Here is a 21,659-nt window from a genome sequence, read left to right as displayed (position 1 = left end):
TTCATGCGCTGGAACATGATGGTCTTGGCGTCTTGCCTGGCGATGGCCGGCTGCGTCGGCAATTCGATGTCCGAACGGCAGGACGAAAACGTCCAGTCCTCGCTGCTATATGACAATGTGCCTTGCGATCAATTGCTGGCGCAACGAAACGGCCTGGCGCAGCAATATCATTTGCCGGTGGACGCCAAGCCGTCCTTCTCCAACCCGGCGACGGGCTTTGGCCCGTTCACGCCGGACATGCGCTCGAAAGCCAAACGCGACGCCGACCAGGCAAGCGGCAAGATCGACGCCATGAACCGGTCGATCAGCCGGCGCGAATGCGGCAAGCCGGCCAAGCAGAACAAGCTCGGCCTGACCTGACCGGATCCTAATCCGCTACCTTCCATTGCTCGCGCGAGGCGCTGGCGGGATAGACGCCGAGAATGCGCATTTCGCGCGAGAAGAAGGCGAGCTCGTCGAGTGCCAGCTTCACCAGCGGATCGTCGGGATGGCCCTCTATGTCGGCGTAGAACAGCGTCGCTGTAAACGCGCCGAGCTGGTAGCTTTCCAGCTTGGTCATGTTGATGCCGTTGGTGGCAAACCCGCCCATCGCCTTGTAGAGCGCTGCCGGCACGTTGCGGACGCGGAAGATGAAGGTCGTCATCATCCTGGCGTCGGCCGAGGGACGTTCGGCCCATTGCTTGTTCTTGGTCAGCACGACGAAGCGGGTGACGTTGCTGTCGGTGTCCTCGACATTCTCCTCAATGATGTCGAGCCCGTAGAGGGTCGAGGCCAGCGCCGGCGCCAGCGCGGCCATGGTGCGGTCCTTCATCGCGGCGACCATCTTGGCGGCGCCCGCGGTGTCGCCGGCAACCGTCGCCTTCCAGCCGTTCTTGCGGATGTATTTGCGGCATTGGCCGAGCGCGTGGATGTGGCTGTGCACGGTCCTGATCTCGTCGCGCCTGACGCCGGGCAGCACCATCAGCTGGAAATGGATCGGCAGAAAGTATTCGCCGATGATGTGCAGCTTCGATTCCGGCAAGAGGTGATGGATGTCGGCGACGCGGCCGGCAATGGTGTTCTCGATCGGGATCATCGCCAGATCGGCCTTGCCGGTCTCGACCGCGTTGAAGGCGTCCTCGAAGGTCGGGCACGGCAACGGCTCCATCGACGGGAACATGTTGCGGCAGGCGGTGTCGGAATTGGCACCCGGCTCGCCCTGGAAGGATATTTTGTTGGTCTTTTCAGGCATGCGCAGTGTCTCGGGATTGGGGGAGGAATTTCTTAGTTGGAAAGGAGCGCCCTGGCGCGTTCTAGATCGTCCGGCGTGTCGACGCCAAGCGGCACCGACTGCACGATCTCCGCATCGATGCGCATGCCGGCCTCCAGCGCCCGCAACTGCTCCAGCCGCTCGCGGCGCTCCAGCGGCGACGGCCTCAGCGCAACGAAGCGTTCGAGCGCGGCGCGGCGATAGGCATAGAGGCCGATATGATGGTAGAGCGGGCCTTCGCCCCAAGGGGCGGTGGCGCGGGTGAAATAGAGCGCCCTGAGCCGCGTCGTCGAGAGTGGCGAGCCGACCAGCTTGACGACGTTCGGATTGGTCTTTTCCTCGTCGCGTACGATCTCGACGCAGAGCGTGGCGATATCCACCGCTGCGTTCTCGAAAGGCTTCAGCGCGGCGCCGATAACAAGGGGGTCGATGGTCGGCAGATCGCCCTGCACATTGACGATGGTCTCGACGCTGTTGCCGGGATCGAGAATGGTCAGCGCTTCGAAGATGCGGTCGGAACCGGTTTCGTGGTCCGCCCGCGTCATCACCGCCTCGAAACCATGCGCGCGCACCGCCTCCGCAACGCCTTGCGTATCGGTGGCGACGACGACCCGGCCGAGCCCCGCCTCGGCAGCACGGCGGGCGACGTGGACGATCATCGGAGTGCCGGCAATGTCGGCCAGCGGCTTGCCCGGCAGGCGCGTCGAGGCCATGCGGGCCGGGATCAGGATGAGGGTGGACATGAGGCGGGCAGGGGCTCGAAAAAGAGGAGGACAAAAGTGGCAAAAGGTCTCACTGGCAGCGCCCTTATAGGTGTTGCAACGCCGGAGCAAAAGACCTAGTTTCCGCGCGATTTGACCGCCTCGCAGGGTGGTTCACGATACCGACGGACGGAGTGGACGGATCGGTCCGCCGGAAAAGGGAGCCTGGGGCGTATGGATTCCAACGAAGTCAACAAGCTGCTCGCCGGTCTCCTCGGAACCGTGTTCATCGTCTTTTCCATTGGCATCGTGTCCGACGCGCTGTTTGCCTCGCCGGCGCCGGAAAAGCCCGGCTTCGCCATCGAGGCGACCGAGCCCGCCGAAGGCGGCCCGGCCGCTCCCGCCGCGGCCGTGAAGCCGATTGCCGAGCTGCTGACCACTGCCAACGCCGAAGCGGGCGCCGCCATCTTCAAGAAATGCCAGGCTTGCCACTCCGGCGAAAAGGGTGGCCCCAACAAGGTCGGCCCCGATCTCTGGGACATCATCGACCGTCCGGTCGCCGAGCATGAGGGCTTTGCCTATTCGGCCGGCATGAAGGAGTTCTCCAAGGGCGGCAGCGAGAAGTGGACCTACGACAATCTAAACCACTTCATCACCTCGCCGAAGAAGTTCGTAAAGGGCACCGCGATGGGCTTCGCCGGTCTGCCGAAGGATGAGGACCGCGCCAACGTCATCGCCTATCTGCGCACGCTGTCGGACAATCCGAAGCCGCTGCCGGCGCCCGGCGCCTCGGCCGAAAATGAGGCCGCCAAGCCGCCCGAAGGTGCGGCCCCTGCCAAGCCGGCAGAAGGCGCGGCGCCAGCCGCTCCGGCGCCGGCTGCGCCCGCAAAATAACAAAACTGTAATGGCATAATCCTTGAAAAAGCCGGGTTCAGCCCGGCTTTTTCGTTAGGAAAAATGCATATGCGACGACAAAGCCGCTCGGTTGCGGTTTTCAGCGCCGCCAAATGATCTAGATTGGGCCCAGACGCTATGGTGACGGCGCTATATCGCGAAGAGGAGAACGCATGACGGTTGGCCGAGCGCGGACGCTTCTGAAATCAGTGCTGATGCTGGCCGCTTTTGCCGGCGGATTGCAGGCGGCCTTCGCGGACGAATGGCGTACGACCTCCTCGCTGATCGGCGAATCCAAATACGGCGACAACTTCCAGCACTACGACTACGTCAATCCGGATGCGCCGAAGGGCGGCACAGTGAACTCAGTGGTGCTCGGCACGTTCGACAGCTTCAACCCCTATATCGTGCAGGGTTCGCCGGCCGCCGGCTTCGCGCAGTTCGGCGGCGGCCTGCTCTACGACACGTTGATGGAGCAGGCGACCGACGAGGGCAGCACCAGCCATCCGCTGATCGCCGACGCCTACAAATATCCGGCCGACTATTCCTCGGCGACCTACCGGCTCGATCCGCGGGCGAAATGGCATGACGGCCAGCCGATCACCACCGAGGACGTGATCTGGTCGTTCCAGGTGCTGAAGGCCAACAGCCCGATGTACAGCCGCTATTTCGAAAACGTCACCGACTCCGTCGCGGTGTCCGACCGCGAGGTCGAATTCCACTTCAGCCAGAAGGGCAACCGGGAGCTACCGAAGATCATCGGCGATCTCGTTGTGCTGCCCAAGCACTGGTGGGAAGGCACCGACGCCAACGGCAAGAAGCGCGACGTCACAAAGCCGACGCAGGAGCCGCCGCTCGGCTCCGCCGCCTACAAGATCGCCAGCTTCAAGCCTGGCTCCGAAATCATCTGGCAGCGCGTGCCCGATTACTGGGCGGCCAAGCTGCCCGTAAAAATCGGCCGCGAGAATTTCGACAGGCAGCGTTTCACCTATTTTCTCGACGACAATGCCGCCTGGCAGGCCTTTACCAAGGGCGGGCTGGACGACATCAAGCCGGAGAACAGTTCGAGGCGCTGGAACACGGCCTATAATTTCCCGGCAGTTCAGGCCGGCGACGTCATCAAGAAGGAATTCAAGACCGCGTCGCCCGAACCGATGCAGGCCTTCATGCTCAACACCAGGCGCCCGCTGTTCCAGGATCGCCTGGTGCGCGCCGCGTTGATGTATCCGTTCGATTTCGAGACGATGAACCGGACCCTGTTCTTCGGTTCCAACACCCGCACCAGCAGCTATTTCCAGGGCACCGAACTGGCGTCGAGTGGCCTGCCGCAGGGCAAGGAACTCGAAATCCTCGAGCAGTACCGTGACAAGCTGCCGCCTGAAGTCTTTACCCAGGAATTCAAGCTGCCGGTCTACGACAACCCGCAGGCTGAGCGCAAATACCTGAAGACCGCGGTCGATCTGTTCGCCAAGGCAGGCTGGATCATCAAGGGCGGCAAGATGGTCAACGCCAAGACCGGCGAACCGTTCAAATTCGAGATCCTCGGTTGGAACGACACCGACCAGGTCATCGCCAGCCCGTATATCGCCAATCTGCGCAAAATCGGCGTCGACGCAACGCTGCGCCTGATCGACCAAACCCAGTATATCAACCGAGTCACCCACTTCGACTTTGACGTGGTCACTTCGATACTCGGGCAGTCGGACTCTCCCGGCAATGAACAGCGCGATTTCTGGAGTTCCAAGGCCGCCGATTCGCCGGGATCGCGCAATTACGCCGGCATCAAGAATCCGGTCGTCGATGCGCTGGTCGACCGCATCATCTTTGCCACCGACCGCGACGATCTGGTTGCCGCCACCCATGCGCTCGACCGGGTGCTGCTGTGGAACTACTATGTCGTGCCGCAATATTACCGCGCCGTGGTTTGGCTGGCCTACTGGAACAAGTTCGGTATGCCGGAGAAACAGCCCGCCTATAGCGGCGTCGACCAGAATTCCTGGTGGATCGACCCGGACAAGGAAAAAGCGCTGGCCGCCAAATACAAGAGTGGCAATTGATGGCGGCGCTGCCCCGTCGCGATTTCCTGGCCCTTGGCGGTGCGGCCGCCGCTGCAGCGCTGCTGCCCGGCCGGGCTTTCGCCGCCATCCCGACCGGCGTGAAACTGCACGGGCTGTCTGCCTTCGGCGATCTCAAATATCCTCCGGATTTCACGCATTTCGACTATGTCAATCCAGACGCTCCCAAGGGCGGCCGGATGAATTTCGGCCCGCCGAACTCCACCCTCAATCAGAGCTTTCTGACTTTCAACACGTTGAACTCGCTGGTGTTGAAGGGGGATTCGCCGCCGCGCACCGAGCTCTGTTTCGATTCGCTGATGGCAAGGGCGCTCGATGAGCCGGATGCGGTCTACGGCGTGCTTGCCGAATTCGTTACCTTGTCGCAGGACCGCAACGGCTTCCGCTTCAGCCTGCGGCCACAAGCGCGCTTCCATGACGGCTCGCCGCTGACGGCTGAGGACGTTGCCTTCGCCTTGAACCTCTACAAAGACCGGGGACACCCGAACCTTTCCCAAGCGCTGCGGCATATGACGGATGCGGTCGCAATCGATCCGCTTACTGTCAGCCTTACCTTCAACGGCAAACAGTCGGCGCAGAATATCCTCGCGATCGCCGTAATGCCGATCGTGTCCAAAGCCTTCTATACGGCCAATGATTTCGACGCCTCGACGATGACCCCGCCGCTCAGCTCCGGGCCGTACAAGATGGGACGGGTCGTGGCCGGGCAGACTATCGAATATGAACGCGTCGCCGATTATTGGGGGCGCGATCTCGCCGTGAACCGCGGGCTTAATAATTTCGACCGTATCCGTATCGATTTCTACCTTGATCGCCAGGCAGCGTTTGAAGCGTTCAAGAAAGGCGATACGCATTTTCGCGAGGAGTTCACCGCGCGCGTATGGGCGACCGGCTACGACTTTCCAGCGCTGAAGGATGGCAGGGTCGTCAAACGCGAATTTCCCGGCGAGAAATCGCCCGACATGCAGGCTGTCGCGCTGAACCAGCGCCGGCCGCAATTCCGCGATGTGCGCGTGAGACAGGCGATCGCCTATTGCTTCGATTTCGAATGGACCAAGCGGGTACTGTTTTTCGGCTCCTACGAGCGCTCGCAATCGAACTTCGAACGATCGGACTACAAGGCCGAGGGCCCGCCCTCGCCCCAGGAATTGAAACTGCTGGAGCCGTTTCGAGCCGAGTTGCCGCCGGAAACCTTCGGCGAACCGGTGGTGCAACCCGTCTCGGACGGTTCCGGTCACGACCGTAAGGTGCTGCGCGAAGCTTCGAGACTGCTTGCCGAAGCCGGCTGGAAGCGAGCGGGCAATTTCGTCGTCAATGAGAAGGGCGAGCGACTGCGGGTGGAAATGCTGGCCGAGGACGAGGGTCTCGTTCGCATTTTCGCGCCGTGGTCCGAGAATATGAAGGCGATTGGCATCGACGCTTCGATCCGGCAGGTCGATTCGACGCAATTTGAAGCGCGGCAAAGCAACTACGATTTCGATTTCAACATGCTACATTGGTTGATCGGGGCGACGCCTACTGCCGACGGCCTGGAAATCCTCTACAATTCCCGGATGGCGAAAACGCCGGGGATGCGCAACTATCCGGGTACGGAAAGCAAAGCCATCGACGCGCTGATCGAGGCAGCCGGCAAGGCGCAGAGCCGGATCGAACTCGTCACCGCGCTCAACGCGCTCGATCGGGTCTTGCGCGCGCGGCTAGACTGGATTCCAACATATCATCTGGCGAATCACCGGGCTGCCTTCTGGGATATGTTCGGCTTTCCCGCTCAAAAGCCGGATTACGACTTTCCGGTCGAGACGCTGTGGTGGTTCGACAAAGACAAGGCGGCAAAAATTGGCAAAGCCTGAGATTTTCGCACAAGCGAGGCAGAGAGCCTGATGGGCGCCTATATACTGCGCCGTATCCTGCTGATGATCCCGACCCTGTTCGGCATCATGGCGGTGTCGTTCGCCGTCATCCAGTTCGCGCCGGGCGGGCCGGTCGAGCAGGTCATCGCCAGGCTGACCAACCAGGGCGGCAGCGATCGCCTCGGCGGCGGCGGCGGTGATGCTGGCGGCGCCAATTTCGACGTCGCCGGCGACGTCGGCTCGAAATACCGCGGCGCGCAAGGGCTCGACCCGGAATTCATCAAGAAGCTGGAGAAGCAGTTCGGTTTCGACAAGCCGCCGCTCGAGCGCTTCGGCATGATGCTGTGGAACTATCTCCGCTTCGATTTCGGCGACAGCTATTTCCGCGACATATCGGTGCTCGACCTGATCCTGGAAAAGATGCCGGTGTCGATCTCGATCGGGCTGTGGATCACGCTTTTGTCCTATCTGATCTCGATCCCGCTCGGCATCCGCAAGGCGGTCAAGGACGGCTCCACCTTCGACGTCTGGACCAGCGGCGTCGTCATCGTCGGCTACGCCATTCCCGGGTTTCTGTTCGGCATATTGCTGATGGTGCTGTTTGCCGGCGGCTCGTTCTGGGACTGGTTTCCGCTGCGCGGCATCACCTCCGACAATTGGGACCAGCTGTCGTGGCCGGCGCGGATCGTCGACTATTTCTGGCATATGACCTTGCCGCTGACCGCGCTGGTATTGTCGGCCTTCGCCACGACGACGCTTTTGACCAAGAATTCCTTCCTCGAGGAAATCCGCAAGCAATATGTGGTCACAGCCCGCGCCAAGGGCCTGTCGGAGCGGCAGGTGCTTTATGGCCACGTCTTCCGCAACGCCATGCTGATCGTCATCGCCGGTTTTCCCGGTGCTTTCATCTCGGCCTTCTTCACCGGCTCGCTGCTGATCGAGAACATATTTTCGCTCGACGGCCTCGGCCTGCTCGGCTTCAACTCGGTGGTGCAGCGCGACTATCCGGTGGTGTTCGCCAATCTCTTCATCTTCTCGCTGCTTGGCCTGTTCGTCGGGCTTTTGTCCGATCTGATCTATACCTGGGTCGATCCACGCATCGATTTCGAGCGGAGAGACGTCTGATGGCGCAGGCCACAGCCGAAACGGCGCCGGCACGGATCGCGCGGCCCTTTCTGTCGCCGCTCAACCAGCGGCGCCTGCAGAACTTCAAGTCCAACCGGCGCGGCTACTGGTCGTTGTGGATATTCCTGTTCCTGTTCGTGCTGTCGCTGGTTTCGGAATTGGTCGCCAACGACAAGCCGATCATCGCCTCCTACAAGGGCGAGATCCTGTTTCCGGTCCTGGTCGCTTATCCCGAGGAGAAGTTCGGCGGCTTCTATGCGGTCACCGACTACCGCGACCCGGTGATCCAGGACGAGATCAACGCCAATGGCTGGATGGTCTGGCCGCCGGTGCGCTACTCCTACCAGACCGTCAACAACGCTATTCCCGAAGCAGCACCGACCAAGCCGTCCTGGCTCTACGACAAGAAGACGCGCTGCAACCAGTATCCGAAAGGCGAGGCAGACCCCAATTGCAACGTCGGCAACTGGAACTGGCTGGGCACCGACGACCAGGCCCGCGACGTGCTGGCGCGCGTCATCTACGGCTTCAGGATATCGGTGCTGTTCGGCCTGATCCTGACCGCCGGCTCGGCGCTGATCGGCGTGGCGGCCGGCGCTCTGCAGGGCTATTTCGGCGGCTGGACCGACCTCCTGTTCCAGCGTTTCATCGAGATCTGGTCGGCGATCCCGGTGCTGTATCTGCTCTTGATCGTCGCCGCCATCCTGCCGCCCGGCTTCTTCATCCTGCTCGGATTGATGCTGCTGTTCTCCTGGGTGGCACTGGTCGGCGTGGTGCGGGCCGAGTTCCTGCGCGCCCGCAATTTCGAATATGTCAACGCGGCGCGCGCGCTCGGCGTATCCAATGTCACCATTATGTTCCGGCATCTGCTGCCCAACGCCATGGTGGCGACGCTGACCTTCCTGCCCTTCCTGCTCAGCGGCTCGATTTCGACGCTGACCTCGCTCGACTATCTCGGCTTCGGCCTGCCGCCCGGCGCCGCCTCGCTGGGTGAGTTGCTGAAGCAGGCACAGCGCAATCTCAACGCGCCCTGGCTCGGCATTTCCGGCTTCGTCGTCATCTCGCTGATGCTGTCGCTGCTGGTCTTCGTCGGCGAGGCCACCCGCGACGCCTTCGATCCGCGCAAGACGTTCAGATGAGCGACACCCCGCTGCTCTCGGTCCAGGACCTCAGCGTCGCCTTCACGCAAGGCGGCGACCAGTCGATCGCCGTCGACCATATTTCCTTCGACCTCGCCAGGGGCGAGACGGTGGCGCTGGTCGGCGAATCCGGCTCCGGCAAGTCGGTCACCGCGCTGTCGGTTCTGAAGCTGCTGCCCTATCCGACCGCCAGCCACCCGTCGGGAAAGATCCTGTTCCTCGGCGCCGACCTGCTTGCCGCCGACGAGAGAGACCTGCGCCGCGTGCGCGGCAACAAGATCACCATGATCTTCCAGGAGCCGATGACCTCGCTCAACCCGCTGCATACGATCGAGCAGCAGATCGTCGAGGTATTGAAGCTGCATCAGGGCCTGGGGGATCGCAAAGCCAAGGCGCGCACGCTGGAACTTCTGCACGAGGTCGGCATCCGCGAGCCGGAGAAGCGGCTCGACGCCTATCCGCACCAGCTTTCCGGCGGCCAGCGCCAGCGCGTCATGATCGCCATGTCGCTGGCCAACGAGCCTGAACTTTTGATCGCCGACGAGCCGACGACGGCGCTCGACGTCACCGTCCAGGCGCAGATCCTCGAGCTGCTCGCCGGCCTGAAAAGCCGCAAGAACATGTCGATGCTGTTCATCACCCACGATCTCGGCATCGTCAGGAAGATCGCCGACCGGGTCTGCGTGATGACCAAGGGCAAGATCGTCGAGACCGGCCCGACCAAGGAGATATTCGCCAATCCGCAGCACGCCTACACGCGGCATCTGCTTGCCGCCGAGCCGAAAGGCAAGCCGCCGGCGGCCAACCAGGCCGCCAAGCCGGTGATGGTCGGCAAGGACGTCAAGGTCTGGTTTCCGATCAAGAAGGGCTTCTTCCGGCGCACCGTCGACAATGTGAAGGCGGTCGACGGCATCGACGTCACCGTGCGGGCCGGCCAGACGCTTGGCGTCGTCGGCGAATCCGGCTCAGGCAAGACGACGCTCGGCCTGGCGCTGGCCAGGATGATCTCGTCGACCGGGACCATCCAGTTCAACGGACGCGGCATCAATCAGCTGTCCTTCAACGAAATGCGGCCGCTGCGGCGCGAGTTGCAGATCGTCTTCCAGGATCCGTTCGGTTCGCTCAGTCCGCGCATGTCGGTCGCCGAGATCATCGAGGAAGGGTTGAAGATCCACGAGCCGAAGCTGTCTCCTGATGGGCGCGACGAGCGTGTCGTCGACGTGCTGAAGGAAGTCGGCCTCGATCCGGCGACGCGCAACCGCTATCCGCACGAATTCTCCGGCGGCCAGCGCCAGCGCGTCGCCATCGCGCGCGCCATGGTGCTCAACCCGCGTTTCGTCATGCTGGACGAGCCGACCTCGGCGCTCGACATGAGCGTGCAGGCGCAGGTCGTCGACCTCTTACGCAGCCTGCAAGCCAAGCACGACCTCGCCTACCTCTTCATCAGCCACGATCTGAGGGTCATCCGCGCGCTCGCCAACGAAGTCATCGTCATGCGTAACGGCAGGATCGTCGAGGCCGGTCCTTCCGAACAGATTTTCGGCAACCCGCGGACCGACTACACAAAGGCGTTGATCTCGGCCGCCTTCAAGATCGAAACGGCGCCGGTCGGCATCGTCAGCGAGTAGATTTTCGCCAGAGATCATGCACAAAATCAAAACACTGCCGCGCCTTGCGCGTCGGAACGCGAACGCTGTTGGTAAAAAGGGAAAAACAATCCACAATGGAAAAAGGCCGCATCCTGCTTGCCCTCACCGGTATTCATCCGCTGCGCTGGCGCGAACTGCTGTCGGCGGAGCGCGAGGTGGTGCTCGAGCCGAATGGCGCCGGCGATCCCTCGATTACCTATGCTGTGGTGTGGAAACAGCGGCCGAACCTGTTGTCGTCGCTGCCCAATCTGCGCGCCATCTTCTCGATCGGCGCCGGCGTCGACCACATCTTCGCCGATCCCACCTTGCCCGACGTACCGGTCGTCAAGGTGGTGGCCGACAACCTGACCCAGTACATGACCGAATACGTCGTCTGGCGGGTGCTCGACCACCATCGCCAAGGCATGCTCTACCGCGCCCAGCAGCAGAAGAAGATCTGGCATGAACCGCAGCAGCGGCCGGCCAGCGACATCTCGGTCGGCATTATGGGGCTCGGCACGCTTGGCCGCGCGGCGGCATCGGTGCTGTTGTCGCTCGGCTTTCCCGTCAATGGCTGGTCGCGCAGCGATCGGCCGATGCAAGGTGTCTCGACTTACGCGGGCGAGGCCGGCCTGATCCCGTTCCTAAACGCCACCGACATCCTGGTGGTGCTGCTGCCGCTGACGCCGCAGACGCACGGTATCATCAACCACGGCGTGCTGAAGGAGCTGCGGAAGCGCAACGGCCTCGGCGGCTCAGTGCTGATCAATGCCGGGCGCGGCAGGCTGCAGAAGGACGCCGACATTTTGCGCGCGCTGGACGACGGCACGCTGAAGGAAGCCAGCCTCGACGTTTTCGAGGTCGAGCCGCTGCCGAAGACCAGCCCGCTATGGAGCCACCCCAAAGTGTTCGTGACGCCGCATGCGGCGGCAACTTCCGATCCGGTCCACCTGGCGCCGATCATGCTGCGCCAGATGGATGCTTTCGAGAGCGGCGAACCGCTGGAAAATGTGGTGGATCGCGACGCCGGGTATTAATTTTTAGAGCGCCGCTTTCCAGTCTCAGCCCCAGCCGAGCGGCACGTAGTCGATCTCCATAAACGCCTCGACTTCCGGGATCCAGCGGTCGCGGACGAAGGCGACGTGGTCGGGATGGTCGTTGTAGCCGGAATAGGCCCGCTGATCGGCGAACTCCATCGAGAAGCCGAAGCGGTAGTCGTTCTTGGGACTGACCTGCCGCAACTGCTCGAAATGCGTGACGCCCTTTATCGCCGTGAGAATCCTCTTGGCGTCGGCGAGGAACCGTTTTTCCTCGAGCGAATGCGGCGGGTGTTTCAGCGTGAACACGACGGTGTGACGGATCATTTTTTGCTCCTGCGATATCTTCGTGTCACGCGCTGTCAGCCCAGGCGCGGATGAGGTTATAGGCGATCGCCCCCTTCGGCGGTGTCATCAGGCCGCCCGGATGCTCGCGGGCCAGCATCAAGAGCACCTCGTCGCGAAAGAACCAGCGGCAATCTTCCAGCTCGTTGAGGTCGGGCTGGATATCGTCGTTGAGCGGTTCGCCGAAGCAGCCGATCATCAGCGAATAGGGAAACGGCCAGGGCTGGCTGGCGTGGTAGACGACACGGCCTAGCCGGATGCCGGCTTCCTCCAGCGTTTCGCGGCGCACCGCCGCCTCGATCGTCTCGCCCGGCTCGATGAAACCGGCGAGCGCCGAATACATGCCGGGCCCGAAATGCCGGCCGCGGCCGAGCAGGCATTTTTCGCGTGTTGCCGTCAGCATGATCGCCACCGGGTCGGTGCGCGGAAAGTGCTCCGTACCGCAGGCCGGGCAATGCCGCTTGTAACCGCCCGCCCGCATCTCGGCTTCGGTGCCGCATTTGCTGCAGAAGCGATGGCTGGCATGCCAGGCGAGCAGCGCCGCCCCTTGCGCCAGCGCGCCGGCCGCCGCTTCGTCGATCAGCCCCTGCATATAGACCGAGCGATAGTCGATCGCCTTGATCGTCTCGGGAAGCTGCTCGGGCTCGACCCCGGCCGGCACCGCCAGCACCGGGCCGCTTTCGGAAAAACCGAGCAGGACGCCGTTTTCGAGCGACGCTTCGAGCGGTCGGCATTCGGCCACGCCGAACCAGGGGTCGAATGCGCCTTGCGCAAGCTTCAAATAGAGCCGGCCGCCACGCATCAGCAAAAGCCGCGCCGAGGGATCGGCGAGTGCCTTTTCGACGGAATCGTCGGCGCGGTTTTCGGACTGCCGGTCGATAATGTTGCCGGCGAAGCCGACGAACTGGCTCGGCTCGCGCAAGGGCGCGTCAAACAGGCGAAAGCTCATGCAGACTCGGGAAGGTTCAAGGTGGACACGGGAGAGGCTTATAGCGCTGCCTTGATCTTTTCCGCAAACTTGCGAAGGTCGGAGCGCTGATAGGGCTCGCGCAGGCCGTGCCCCCACACCGGGCCGGGCCAGCCGGGATCGCCTTCCGAGCGCGCAATGACGTGTACATGCAACTGGCGCACGATGTTGCCGAGTGCGCCGGTGTTGATCTTGGTGCAGCCGGTCACCCGCTTCAGCGCCAGCGCCACCATGTTGGTCTCGAAGGTCAGCATCGCCTGGTCCAGCGGCGTCATGTCGTGGATTTCCTCGATGCCCGGCCGCTGCGGCACCAGCAGCAGCCATGGCCAGCGGCGGTCGTTCATGACGCGCAATTCGCACAGGCCGAGCCACATCAACTGTTCGCTGTCGGCTTCCAGCTGGGCGTCAAGCGTGAATCCGGCCTTGAGGCCCGGCAGCATCGGCGTTTCCCTCACTTTTTGACGTTTTTTGAACTCCATCGACGCTAGAGCGGCTTCCGAAGGGCCGCAAGGGGCAGCAACCAACATTGGCCGTCGCGGCGCTGATTGTGCGCGAAGAAGTGAGGGCCCGGGCAAATTGCATCAGGTTGGCGCTGCCCCGCCGAGGTCGACGATTTTGATCGCGGCCACATTTTGTTCTTGCTTTGTGCCGGCAGCTATGCTACTAATTTCGCTATGGTGATTATTCGCACCAACGACCCGCCCGCCGAGGCGGGTTTTTGGTTTCAGCTTTCGCCGTCGCTCAAGGCCCCTATCATCCGCACTTGCATTTCATCGCCGGATTGCCGATATGGAGGCTGGGAGGTTGGTGGTGGACGGTCCACTCGCCAACCGGGTCAGGTCCGGAAGGAAGCAGCCCTAACGAGCCCGGAACGGGTCATTGTTCCAGCCTCCCGCCTCTTCGCCTTTTGCCCTGACATTGACGGCGCCAAGCCGAGCGGGCGAAACTATGCGCAGGAATCGGCCGCCTCCAGTGGCAGCCCTTGGAGCTTAACGGGCGAATGAGCGAAGCCGGAAACGAGGCCGGGAAATTGGACAAGCCTGCCGCCTACCGCGTGCTGGCGCGCAAATACCGACCGTCGAATTTCTCCGAACTGATCGGCCAGGAGCCGATGGTCCGCACGTTGACCAATGCCTTTGCCACCGGCCGCATCGCCCAGGCCTGGATGCTGACCGGCGTGCGTGGCGTCGGCAAGACGACGACCGCGCGCATACTCGCGCGGGCCCTGAACTACAAAACATCGACCGTCGACCAGCCGTCCGTCGACCTTGCCGTGCTCGGCGAGCATTGCCAGGCGATCATGGAAGGCCGGCATGTCGACGTCATCGAGATGGACGCCGCCTCGCATACCGGCATCGACGACATCAGGGACATCATCGAGCGTGTGCGCTACGCCCCGGTGTCGGCGCGCTACAAGGTCTACATCATCGACGAAGTGCACATGCTTTCCAACCAGGCCTTCAACGGCCTGCTGAAGACGCTGGAAGAGCCGCCGCCGCACGTCAAGTTCATCTTCGCCACCACCGAAATCCGCAAGGTGCCGATCACCGTCCTGTCGCGCTGCCAGCGTTTCGACCTCAGGCGCATCGATGCGGCAATGATCAAGGCCGACCTTGCCAGGATAGCCGGTCTGGAGGGCATCGAAGTCGAAGACGATGCGCTGGCGATGATCGCGCGCGCGGCCGAAGGCTCGATGCGCGATGCGCAGTCGATCCTCGACCAGGCGATCGCCCATGGCGGCGGCGCGGTCAGCGCCGAAGCGGTGCGTGCTATGCTCGGCCTTGCCGACCGTGCCCGCATCGTCGACCTGTTCGAACATGTCATGAAGGGCGACGTCGCCGCCGCACTTGCCGAATTCCGTGCCCAGTACGATACCGGCGCCGATCCTGCCGCGGTGCTGACCGACCTTGCCGAGTTCAACCATCTGGTCACCCGTCTGCGTTTCGTGCCGGCTGCCATCGACGACGCCTCGCTGTCCGAGGACGAGCGCCGGCGCGGCGCCGATTTCGCCAGCATGCTGTCGGTCAAGGTGCTGTCGCGGACGTGGCAGATGCTCTTGAAAGGTATTCCCGAGGTGCAGACCTCCAACCGCCCGGTCAGCGCCGCCGAGATGGTGCTGATCCGGCTGGCCCATGCCGCCGACCTGCCGACGCTGGACGAGGCGCTGAAATCGCTGGAGAACGGCGGTACCCTGCCGGGCACTGCGCCGCGCGTGAATGGCACGCCGGCAAGCCCCGGCCCCGCAAACCATGCGCCTGCAAGCGGTGGTGCCGGCGCCGTGGCGCAGGCGCGGATGCCGATGGCCAATGGCGGCGCCCAGACAATGCGTCTGGTCGAGGCCGAGCCGGTGCCGACCAACTTCGTTACTCCGCCGGAGCCGGCGGTCGAGGCGCCGCCGGTGCCGGTGAAATCGCTGGCCGACATTGTCGCCCTTGCCGACGCCCAGCGCGACATGGCCTTCAAGGTGTTGGTGAAGCGTTGCGTGCGCCTGGTGCGCGTCGAGCCCGGTCGTATCGACGTCAGCCTGACCGACGATGCGCCGAAGATGTTGCTCAACGATTTGACCGCCAAGCTGCGCGCCTGGACCGGCCGCAACTGGCTGGTGTCGCTGTCGAAGGAAGAGGGCGGCCAGACCTTGGCCGAGCTGGAATCGACAAAGCGCGAAAACGCCTTCCTCGATGCCAAGAGCGACCCGACGGTCGCCGCCATCCTGGCGCGCTTTCCCGGCGCCAAGATCATCGACGTGCGCATTCCCGACGCGCCGGAAGCCGACGAGGCCGACGTGCCGGTCGAGCCGCCGGCCGACGACGACGAAACCTGAAACAACCAGCACCAGCTGCAAAGGACCGTGCGATGAAAGACCTTCTCGGCATGATGGGCAAGGCAAAGGAAATGCAGGCCAAGTTCCAGGCCATGCAGGATGAGATCGCCACGCTGGAAGCCACCGGGCAGGCCGGCGGCGGCCTGGTCAGCGTCACGCTGACCGGCAAATTCGAGATGAAGTCGCTGAAGATCGACCCGTCGCTGTTCAAGGAAGACGAGGTCGAGATTCTCGAGGACCTGCTTCTCGCTGCCCACAACGACGCCAGGACCAAGGTCGAGCAGATCATGCAGGAGAAGACCAGGGCGCTGACCGCGGGCCTACCGATCCCGCCGGGAATGAAACTGCCGTTCTAAGGCTAGTGCATGTCGCGCAAAAGTGTGCAGCGGTTTTGCGATAACGACATGCATCAAAACAAGAACCTAAAGCGCGTCGCATGAGGCCGGTCGAACGCGACGCGCTAGTCAATCGGTATGCCGTTACAGTGGCCGAAGAGTGCAGCGGCCCAGTGCTCGCTCTACCGCCAGCTGTGTCTATTAGGCAACTCCCCACACTTAATAACGCTTTAGCCATCTTTTTGCCTGAAAGTGTCTCATTCTTGCCGCAACCAGAGGCGGGCTGGCAGCAGAATTGAGGGGACACCTGTTGATCTCTACCCGATGGAAGACGCCGTTGCGGCTCGGCGTCGTTATCTCGCCGCTGTTTTTGGCCGCTTGCAGTCAGACCGCCTCGCACGGCATGTCCAGCCTGACCGATGCTATTACGCCGAGTTTCCTGAGCTCGCGCTCCTACAATTCCACGCCGAAGGAAAAGGAGTGCCTGGAGCGGGCAATGTTCTTCGAGTCCAACCGGTCGAGCCGTGACGGCATGATTGCGGTCGGCACGGTGGTGATGAACCGGCTGCGGTCCGGCAATCACGGCAACACCATCTGCCAGGTCGTCGGCGAGCGCGGGCAGTTCGCGCCGGGCGTCATGACACGGCCGATGAATTCGAAGGCGATGCCCGACGTCGAGGAAGCCGCCGAGGCGGTGCTCAAGGGCGAGCGCAAAGCCAAGCTGAAGAACACCATGTTCTTCCACACCGCCGGCCTGCGCTTCCCCTACAAGAACATGCACTACACCATGGTCGCCGGCGGCAATGCCTTCTATGAAAAGCGCGGCCGCAACTGGCAGCCGCTGCCGGACGAACCGGTGGTCGCCATGGCCCAGGCCAAGCCGCAAGCGCCTGCCGCTCAGGCCATACTTGTCGCCTCGGCGGAGCCGGCACGCAGCGCCAAGCCGACATTCGCCAAAGCGACCTATGTGACCGCCGCGGCATCGCTGCCGGCAAAGCAGACAAGGGTGACTGCCGGGATGGCAACCGCGGCGAGGGCGACACCGGAGAAGCCGATGCTTGTGGCGCTGCAGGAACCAATGCAGGAGCCGGATGCGGCCCGTTTTGGCGGAACCGTGAGCGAGCGGCCTGTCACCTCCTTCCAGGCCGCGCCGGCAGAGCCGACAATGTCGTTCGAGGCGACGCCCGAGAACACCGACGCCATCGGCGCGATGATCGCCGGCCAGACCCGGCCACTGGAAGAAAACTGACGGCCCTAGTGGCTTGCAGTCGCTTCGGACAGACAAATACGTGGAGTCGGCGCCGCCCCTCATCGCCCTGCCGGGCACTTCTCCCCGTATAGTGACGGGGAGAAGGGGGACGGCCGCAATCCTGGCGTACATTCTGCAACGATGATGATTGGCGAAACCGTCGATAAGAGCGTTCCTCTCCCCGTCACTATACGGGGAGAGGTCGCCGGCAGGCGGGTGAGGGGCAGCGCCAACGCCCGGAAAAGGGTGACGGGCGAATTCAAGCCTGAAGCGATTGCCCGGTCGCCCGCCTCAGCAGAGTTCCAAAGCGTGCGGAAAAATCCTAAACCGGTGCGATGTCTAAGCGAATCGCCGGTCCCGAGATCGAACGCCTGATCCAGCTGCTGGCCAAGGTGCCGGGGCTCGGTCCGCGTTCGGCACGCCGCGCCGCGCTCCACCTCATCAAGAAGAAGGAACAGCTGCTGGCGCCGCTCGCCGCCGCCATGGGCGAGGCGGTCGACAAGGTGCGCATCTGCTCGACCTGCGGCAATGTCGATACCTCGGATCCATGCATGATCTGCACCGACCCCCGCCGCGACCCCACTACGCTCATCGTCGTCGAGGACGTGGCCGACCTTTGGGCGCTGGAGCGGGCGACAGCCATGAACGTGCGCTACCATGTGCTCGGCGGTACGCTGTCGCCGCTCGACGGCATTGGTCCTGATGAGCTAAACATCCGTTCGCTGGTCGATCGCGTCGCCGGCGGCGAAGTCAAGGAAGTGATCCTCGCCGTCAACGCCACGGTCGAGGGCCAGACCACCGCGCACTACCTCACCGACCAGCTTTCCGGCTTCGACATCAAGGTGACGCGCCTGGCGCACGGTGTTCCGGTCGGCGGCGAACTCGATTATCTCGACGAAGGCACGCTGGCCGCCGCACTGCGCTCGCGGACGGTGTTTTGAGGCGAGTTGCGGGGAGAGTGCTTCCGAGATGATTGCGTTCCGTCGCGCCCCCCTCTGTCCTGCCGGACATCTCCCCCTCCAGGGGGGAGATCGGCAGCCTCGACATCCCCGCCAAGCTTGCGACGTTGAAGATTGGCGAAAACAGACGCGACAGCCAATCTCCCCCCAAGTGGGGGAGATGTCCGGCAGGACAGAGGGGGGCGCGACAGAACGCCGAGCTCGCACACTAGCCTGCCTCTCGTTTCTAGCAGCCCTACTTGGGTTGATCCTCGCCACCCCCGCCTCGGCGGCAAAGATCGACGACCAGTTCCGCGCCTGGCTTGGCAACGACCTCTGGCCCGAAGCCAAGGCCAAAGGCATCTCCAGGAAAACCTTCGATGCCGCCTTCGAAGGCGTCAAGCCGAACCTGAAGCTGCCCGACCTGGTGAAGCCGGGCGAGAAGGCGACGACGCCGCAGAAGCAGCATCAGGCCGAGTTCGGTTCGCCGGGCGCCTATTTCGCTGAAAAGATAATCCGAACGGTGACCGCCGGCGGCCGCACCCGCGAGGCGACCAACGCTAGGACTCTTGCCGCGATCGAGAAACGCTACGGCGCGCCTGGCGAAGTGCTGCTGGCGATCTGGGGCCGCGAGAGCGGCTTCGGCGCGGCGAAGATGCCTTATGACGCCTTCGAGGTGCTGGGCACCAAGGCGTTCATGTCGACCAAGAAGGAATTCTTCCGCACCGAGCTCTTGGCTGCGCTCGCGATCGTCGAGCGCGGGCTTGCCCCGGTCGGCGCGATGAAATCGTCTTGGGCAGGCGCGCTTGGCCAGCCGCAGTTCATGCCGACATCGTTCCTCAAGCATGCCGTCGATTTCGACGGCGACGGCCGCACCGACATCTGGAATTCGACGCCCGATATACTGGCATCGATCGCCAATTATCTCGTCCATTATGGCTGGGTCAGGGGCCGCGGCTGGGGCTTCGAGGTGACTGTGCCGGACAGCGTCTCGTGCTCGCTCGAAGGTCCGGACCAGGGCAAGAAGATTTCCCAGTGGGCTGATATGGGCATCAGGCGTGTGTCGGGTAAACCGTTCCCGGCGAGCGAACTGAAAGCCGAGGGCTTTCTTTTGATGCCGGCCGGGCGTAGCGGCCCGGCCTTCATCGTCACCCCCAATTTCTATGTGCTGAAGCAGTATAACACCAGCGATCTCTATGCCCTGTTCATCGGCCATGGCGCCGATCGCATCGCCCATGGCGACAGCAATTTCTCGGGCAATTGGGGCGCGGTCGGCGGGCTCTACCGCTCCGACATCGCCGCCCTGCAGCGGGCGCTGGAAGCTAAGGGCTACGATGTCGGCAGCGCCGACGGCCTGCCTGGCTTCAAGACGCGCCGCTCGATCGGCAAATGGCAGGCCAGCAACGGCCGTTCCGCTACCTGCTTTCCCGACGCCGACCTGGTTACCGCGCTGAAATAGCCGGATTTTCGCACCGCCGGTCTGGCCCAATCGACCGTTCTGCAAATGCTCGTTGCCGCGCTCGAAACCGCCGGATATGGTGAACCGGAACCGCACAAAAAATTGCCAAGACAACGGTCCGGGGATCACCGTTCGACGCGGCAAGAAATGCCACAACCCTGAGCCGGGAACTCAGGTCAACAAAAACAGGGAACAGTTAAAATGATGATGGAAAAGTTTGCTCTACGCTCCCGCTTCTTGCTCGCGGGCGCGGCCATGTCCGCGCTGCTTCTGGCCGTTGCGCCTGCCTTCGCGGTCACGCCCGCCGACACGCTGGTCGAGGGTTTCGCCATCGACGACATCATCACCATGGATCCGGGCGAAGCATTCGAATTGTCGACCGCAGAGGTCACCGGCAACACCTATGATCTTCTGGTACGCCTCGACCTCAGCGACACATCCAAGGTCAAGGGCGATCTCGCCGAAAGCTGGAGCGTCTCCGACGACGGCCTGACCTACACATTCAAGCTCAAGCCCGGCCTCAAATTCGCCTCCGGCAATCCGATCACGGCGGCCGACGTCGCCTATTCGTTCGAGCGCGCCATCAAGCTCGACAAGAGCCCGGCCTTTATTATCGGCCAGTTCGGTATCGATGGCGGCAACGTCACCGAGAAGGCCAAGGCCGTTGATGACACGACGTTCCAGTTCACCGTCGACAAGGCCTATGCGCCGAGCTTCGTCTTGAACTGCCTTTCGGCGACCGTCGCTTCGGTCGTCGACGCCAAGCTGGTCAAGGAGCATGTCGCTGCGGTCACCCCGAGCGCCGACTACAAATGGGACAATGATTTCGGCAACGCCTGGCTGAAGACCGGCTATGCCGGCTCCGGTGCCTTCAAAATGCGCGAATGGCGGGCCAACGAGGCCGTCGTCCTTGAGCGCAACGACAATTACTACGGCGAAAAAGCCAAGCTTGCCCGCGTTATCTATCGCAACATGAAGGAAAGCTCGGGCCAGCGCCTGGCGCTCGAAGCCGGCGATATCGACGTCGCCCGCAATCTCGAGCCGAACGACCTCGATGCCATCGCCAAGAATGCCGACCTCACCACCACCAGCGCGCCGAAGGGCACGGTCTATTACATCAGCCTCAACCAGAAGAACCCGAACCTCGCCAAGCCCGAGGTTCGCCAGGCTTTCAAATATCTGGTCGACTACGACGCCTTGAGCACGACCATCCTCAAGGGCATCGGCGAGATCCACCAGACCTTCCTGCCCAAGGGCGTGCTCGGCGAACTGGACGAGAACCCGTTCAAGTTCGACGTCGCCAAGGCCAAGGAACTGCTCGCCAAGGCCGGCCTCGCCGACGGCTTCAGCGTCACCATGGACGTGCGTACCGGGCAGCCGACGACGGGCATGGCGGAATCGATCCAGCAGACGCTGGGACAGGCCGGCATCAAGCTGGAGATCATCCCCGGCGACGGCAAGCAGACGCTGACCAAATACCGCGCCCGCAACCACGACATCTATATCGGCCAGTGGGGCCAGGATTATTTCGATCCGAACTCCAACGCCCAGACCTTCGCCAGCAACCCCGACAATTCGGATGAAGGCAAGACCAAGACGCTGGCCTGGCGCAACGCCTGGGACATCCCGGACTTGACCAAGCAGACCGAAGCCGCCCTGCTCGAGAAGGACGCGGCCAAGCGCGCCGCAATGTACCAGGATCTCGAGAAGAAGATCCTCGATACCAGCCCCTTCGTCATCATCCACCAGCAGCTGGAAGTGGCCGGCCTGCGCAAGAACCTCAAGGGTTTTGCGCTCGGCCCGAGCTTCGACACCAACTTCGTCGGCCCCGTCTCGAAAGAGTGATG

The 21,659-nt window shown here is 62.8% G+C and carries 19 protein-coding genes and 1 other RNA gene; 15 read left to right on the top strand and 5 right to left on the bottom strand.

All coding sequences use genetic code 11. The features are described from left to right. Window positions 1-3: 3 nt before the first annotated feature. On the top strand, window positions 4-360 hold the full coding sequence (locus NKI52_RS13025; protein ID WP_352588981.1) for a hypothetical protein: 357 nt from the start codon (window positions 4-6) through the stop codon (window positions 358-360). A 7-nt stretch (window positions 361-367) separates the two neighbouring features. On the opposite strand, the gene NKI52_RS13020 is transcribed toward NKI52_RS13025, so the two are convergent. Both NKI52_RS13020 and NKI52_RS13015 read right to left on the bottom strand, forming a co-directional pair. Next, the gene (locus NKI52_RS13020) at window positions 368-1,231 is read right to left on the bottom strand and encodes a prephenate dehydratase (protein WP_352698173.1); all 864 of its coding nucleotides are present in this window, start codon (window positions 1,229-1,231) and stop codon (window positions 368-370) included. A 32-nt stretch (window positions 1,232-1,263) separates the two neighbouring features. Next, entirely contained in the window at window positions 1,264-1,992 is a 729-nt protein-coding gene (locus NKI52_RS13015) for a 3-deoxy-manno-octulosonate cytidylyltransferase (RefSeq protein ID WP_023676856.1), read from the bottom strand. Window positions 1,993-2,184: 192 nt separating this feature from the next. Between NKI52_RS13015 and NKI52_RS13010 the strand changes: the two genes are divergently transcribed. The 7 genes from NKI52_RS13010 (at window position 2,185) to NKI52_RS12980 (ending at window position 11,698) form a co-directional block, all read left to right on the top strand. After that, a complete protein-coding gene (locus NKI52_RS13010) occupies window positions 2,185-2,844 on the top strand; it encodes a c-type cytochrome (protein WP_352698171.1) in 660 nt (219 codons plus the stop codon). A 173-nt stretch (window positions 2,845-3,017) separates the two neighbouring features. Further along, on the top strand, window positions 3,018-4,901 hold the full coding sequence (locus tag NKI52_RS13005; RefSeq protein ID WP_352570296.1) for an extracellular solute-binding protein: 1,884 nt from the start codon (window positions 3,018-3,020) through the stop codon (window positions 4,899-4,901). Next, window positions 4,901-6,769: an extracellular solute-binding protein gene (locus NKI52_RS13000; RefSeq protein ID WP_352577505.1), complete on the top strand. Its 1,869-nt coding sequence runs from the start codon at window positions 4,901-4,903 to the stop codon at window positions 6,767-6,769. Before NKI52_RS13005 ends, NKI52_RS13000 begins: the two co-directional genes overlap by 1 nt. Before the next feature lie 30 nt (window positions 6,770-6,799). Next, entirely contained in the window at window positions 6,800-7,894 is a 1,095-nt protein-coding gene (locus NKI52_RS12995; RefSeq protein WP_352570300.1) for a microcin C ABC transporter permease YejB, read from the top strand. Further along, complete coding sequence (locus NKI52_RS12990) at window positions 7,894-9,033, top strand: ABC transporter permease (RefSeq protein ID WP_352570302.1); 1,140 nt, start codon at window positions 7,894-7,896, stop codon at window positions 9,031-9,033. Before NKI52_RS12995 ends, NKI52_RS12990 begins: the two co-directional genes overlap by 1 nt. Next, window positions 9,030-10,661: an ABC transporter ATP-binding protein gene (locus tag NKI52_RS12985; protein WP_352570304.1), complete on the top strand. Its 1,632-nt coding sequence runs from the start codon at window positions 9,030-9,032 to the stop codon at window positions 10,659-10,661. The genes NKI52_RS12990 and NKI52_RS12985 overlap by 4 nt, the downstream gene beginning before the upstream one ends. Before the next feature lie 95 nt (window positions 10,662-10,756). Continuing rightward, entirely contained in the window at window positions 10,757-11,698 is a 942-nt protein-coding gene (locus tag NKI52_RS12980; protein WP_023676865.1) for a 2-hydroxyacid dehydrogenase, read from the top strand. A gap of 24 nt (window positions 11,699-11,722) precedes the next feature. Here the strand turns inward: NKI52_RS12980 and NKI52_RS12975 are convergent, their stop codons facing one another. From NKI52_RS12975 to NKI52_RS12965, 3 genes are read right to left on the bottom strand one after another with little or no spacing between them, the layout of a single operon-like run. Next, complete coding sequence (locus NKI52_RS12975) at window positions 11,723-12,025, bottom strand: Dabb family protein (protein ID WP_023676866.1); 303 nt, start codon at window positions 12,023-12,025, stop codon at window positions 11,723-11,725. Between the two features lie 25 nt (window positions 12,026-12,050). Next, window positions 12,051-12,992, bottom strand: a complete 942-nt coding sequence (gene nudC, locus NKI52_RS12970) for an NAD(+) diphosphatase (RefSeq protein WP_352570306.1) — start codon at window positions 12,990-12,992, stop codon at window positions 12,051-12,053. 38 nt (window positions 12,993-13,030) lie between these two features. Beyond that, window positions 13,031-13,450 (bottom strand): HIT family protein, encoded by a 420-nt coding sequence (locus tag NKI52_RS12965; RefSeq protein WP_023676868.1) that lies wholly within the window; start codon window positions 13,448-13,450, stop codon window positions 13,031-13,033. Window positions 13,451-13,809: 359 nt separating this feature from the next. On the opposite strand from NKI52_RS12965, the gene ffs reads away from it, so the two are divergent. The 7 genes from ffs to NKI52_RS12930 all read left to right on the top strand — a co-directional run bounded on the left by ffs (window position 13,810) and on the right by NKI52_RS12930 (window position 21,657). Next, window positions 13,810-13,906: signal recognition particle sRNA small type (gene ffs / locus NKI52_RS12960), an RNA gene on the top strand. 104 nt (window positions 13,907-14,010) lie between these two features. Beyond that, window positions 14,011-15,831 carry a DNA polymerase III subunit gamma/tau gene (locus tag NKI52_RS12955; protein WP_352570308.1) on the top strand — a complete coding sequence of 607 codons (1,821 nt, stop codon included), beginning with the start codon at window positions 14,011-14,013 and terminating at the stop codon, window positions 15,829-15,831. A gap of 32 nt (window positions 15,832-15,863) precedes the next feature. Next, window positions 15,864-16,187 carry a YbaB/EbfC family nucleoid-associated protein gene (locus NKI52_RS12950; protein ID WP_023676870.1) on the top strand — a complete coding sequence of 108 codons (324 nt, stop codon included), beginning with the start codon at window positions 15,864-15,866 and terminating at the stop codon, window positions 16,185-16,187. Between the two features lie 289 nt (window positions 16,188-16,476). Further along, window positions 16,477-17,415, top strand: coding sequence for a cell wall hydrolase (locus tag NKI52_RS12945; protein ID WP_352570310.1), 939 nt, complete (start codon window positions 16,477-16,479; stop codon window positions 17,413-17,415). A 335-nt stretch (window positions 17,416-17,750) separates the two neighbouring features. Continuing rightward, window positions 17,751-18,356, top strand: a complete 606-nt coding sequence (recR, locus tag NKI52_RS12940; protein ID WP_352448580.1) for a recombination mediator RecR — start codon at window positions 17,751-17,753, stop codon at window positions 18,354-18,356. 178 nt (window positions 18,357-18,534) lie between these two features. Further along, entirely contained in the window at window positions 18,535-19,812 is a 1,278-nt protein-coding gene (locus NKI52_RS12935) for a lytic murein transglycosylase (RefSeq protein WP_352577509.1), read from the top strand. A 201-nt stretch (window positions 19,813-20,013) separates the two neighbouring features. Beyond that, a complete protein-coding gene (locus tag NKI52_RS12930) occupies window positions 20,014-21,657 on the top strand; it encodes an ABC transporter substrate-binding protein (RefSeq protein ID WP_352570314.1) in 1,644 nt (547 codons plus the stop codon). The last annotated feature ends 2 nt before the right edge of the window (window positions 21,658-21,659 follow it).

The organism is Mesorhizobium sp. M0590 (assembly GCF_040320905.1).
In the GTDB taxonomy this organism is placed as follows: domain Bacteria; phylum Pseudomonadota; class Alphaproteobacteria; order Rhizobiales; family Rhizobiaceae; genus Mesorhizobium.
Note: the sequence above shows the minus strand (reverse complement) of the source record. Positions and strands in the feature narration are given on the sequence as shown.

Excerpts from the sequence above, each read along its gene's own strand:
- NKI52_RS12990 (WP_352570302.1), top strand. The coding sequence starts at position 7,894 with ATGGCGCAGGCCACAGCCGAAACGGCGCCGGCACGGATCGCGCGGCCC.
- NKI52_RS12950 (WP_023676870.1), top strand. The coding sequence starts at position 15,864 with ATGAAAGACCTTCTCGGCATGATGGGCAAGGCAAAGGAAATGCAGGCC.
- NKI52_RS13005 (WP_352570296.1), top strand. The coding sequence starts at position 3,018 with ATGACGGTTGGCCGAGCGCGGACGCTTCTGAAATCAGTGCTGATGCTG.
- NKI52_RS12975 (WP_023676866.1), bottom strand. The coding sequence starts at position 12,025 with ATGATCCGTCACACCGTCGTGTTCACGCTGAAACACCCGCCGCATTCG.
- NKI52_RS13015 (WP_023676856.1), bottom strand. The coding sequence starts at position 1,992 with ATGTCCACCCTCATCCTGATCCCGGCCCGCATGGCCTCGACGCGCCTG.
- NKI52_RS13025 (WP_352588981.1), top strand. The coding sequence starts at position 4 with ATGCGCTGGAACATGATGGTCTTGGCGTCTTGCCTGGCGATGGCCGGC.
- nudC (WP_352570306.1), bottom strand. The coding sequence starts at position 12,992 with ATGAGCTTTCGCCTGTTTGACGCGCCCTTGCGCGAGCCGAGCCAGTTC.
- NKI52_RS13000 (WP_352577505.1), top strand. The coding sequence starts at position 4,901 with ATGGCGGCGCTGCCCCGTCGCGATTTCCTGGCCCTTGGCGGTGCGGCC.
- NKI52_RS12980 (WP_023676865.1), top strand. The coding sequence starts at position 10,757 with ATGGAAAAAGGCCGCATCCTGCTTGCCCTCACCGGTATTCATCCGCTG.
- NKI52_RS12935 (WP_352577509.1), top strand. The coding sequence starts at position 18,535 with ATGTCCGGCAGGACAGAGGGGGGCGCGACAGAACGCCGAGCTCGCACA.
- NKI52_RS12965 (WP_023676868.1), bottom strand. The coding sequence starts at position 13,450 with ATGCTGCCGGGCCTCAAGGCCGGATTCACGCTTGACGCCCAGCTGGAA.
- NKI52_RS12955 (WP_352570308.1), top strand. The coding sequence starts at position 14,011 with ATGAGCGAAGCCGGAAACGAGGCCGGGAAATTGGACAAGCCTGCCGCC.
- recR (WP_352448580.1), top strand. The coding sequence starts at position 17,751 with ATGTCTAAGCGAATCGCCGGTCCCGAGATCGAACGCCTGATCCAGCTG.
- NKI52_RS12985 (WP_352570304.1), top strand. The coding sequence starts at position 9,030 with ATGAGCGACACCCCGCTGCTCTCGGTCCAGGACCTCAGCGTCGCCTTC.
- NKI52_RS13020 (WP_352698173.1), bottom strand. The coding sequence starts at position 1,231 with ATGCCTGAAAAGACCAACAAAATATCCTTCCAGGGCGAGCCGGGTGCC.
- NKI52_RS13010 (WP_352698171.1), top strand. The coding sequence starts at position 2,185 with ATGGATTCCAACGAAGTCAACAAGCTGCTCGCCGGTCTCCTCGGAACC.
- NKI52_RS12995 (WP_352570300.1), top strand. The coding sequence starts at position 6,800 with ATGGGCGCCTATATACTGCGCCGTATCCTGCTGATGATCCCGACCCTG.
- NKI52_RS12930 (WP_352570314.1), top strand. The coding sequence starts at position 20,014 with ATGATGATGGAAAAGTTTGCTCTACGCTCCCGCTTCTTGCTCGCGGGC.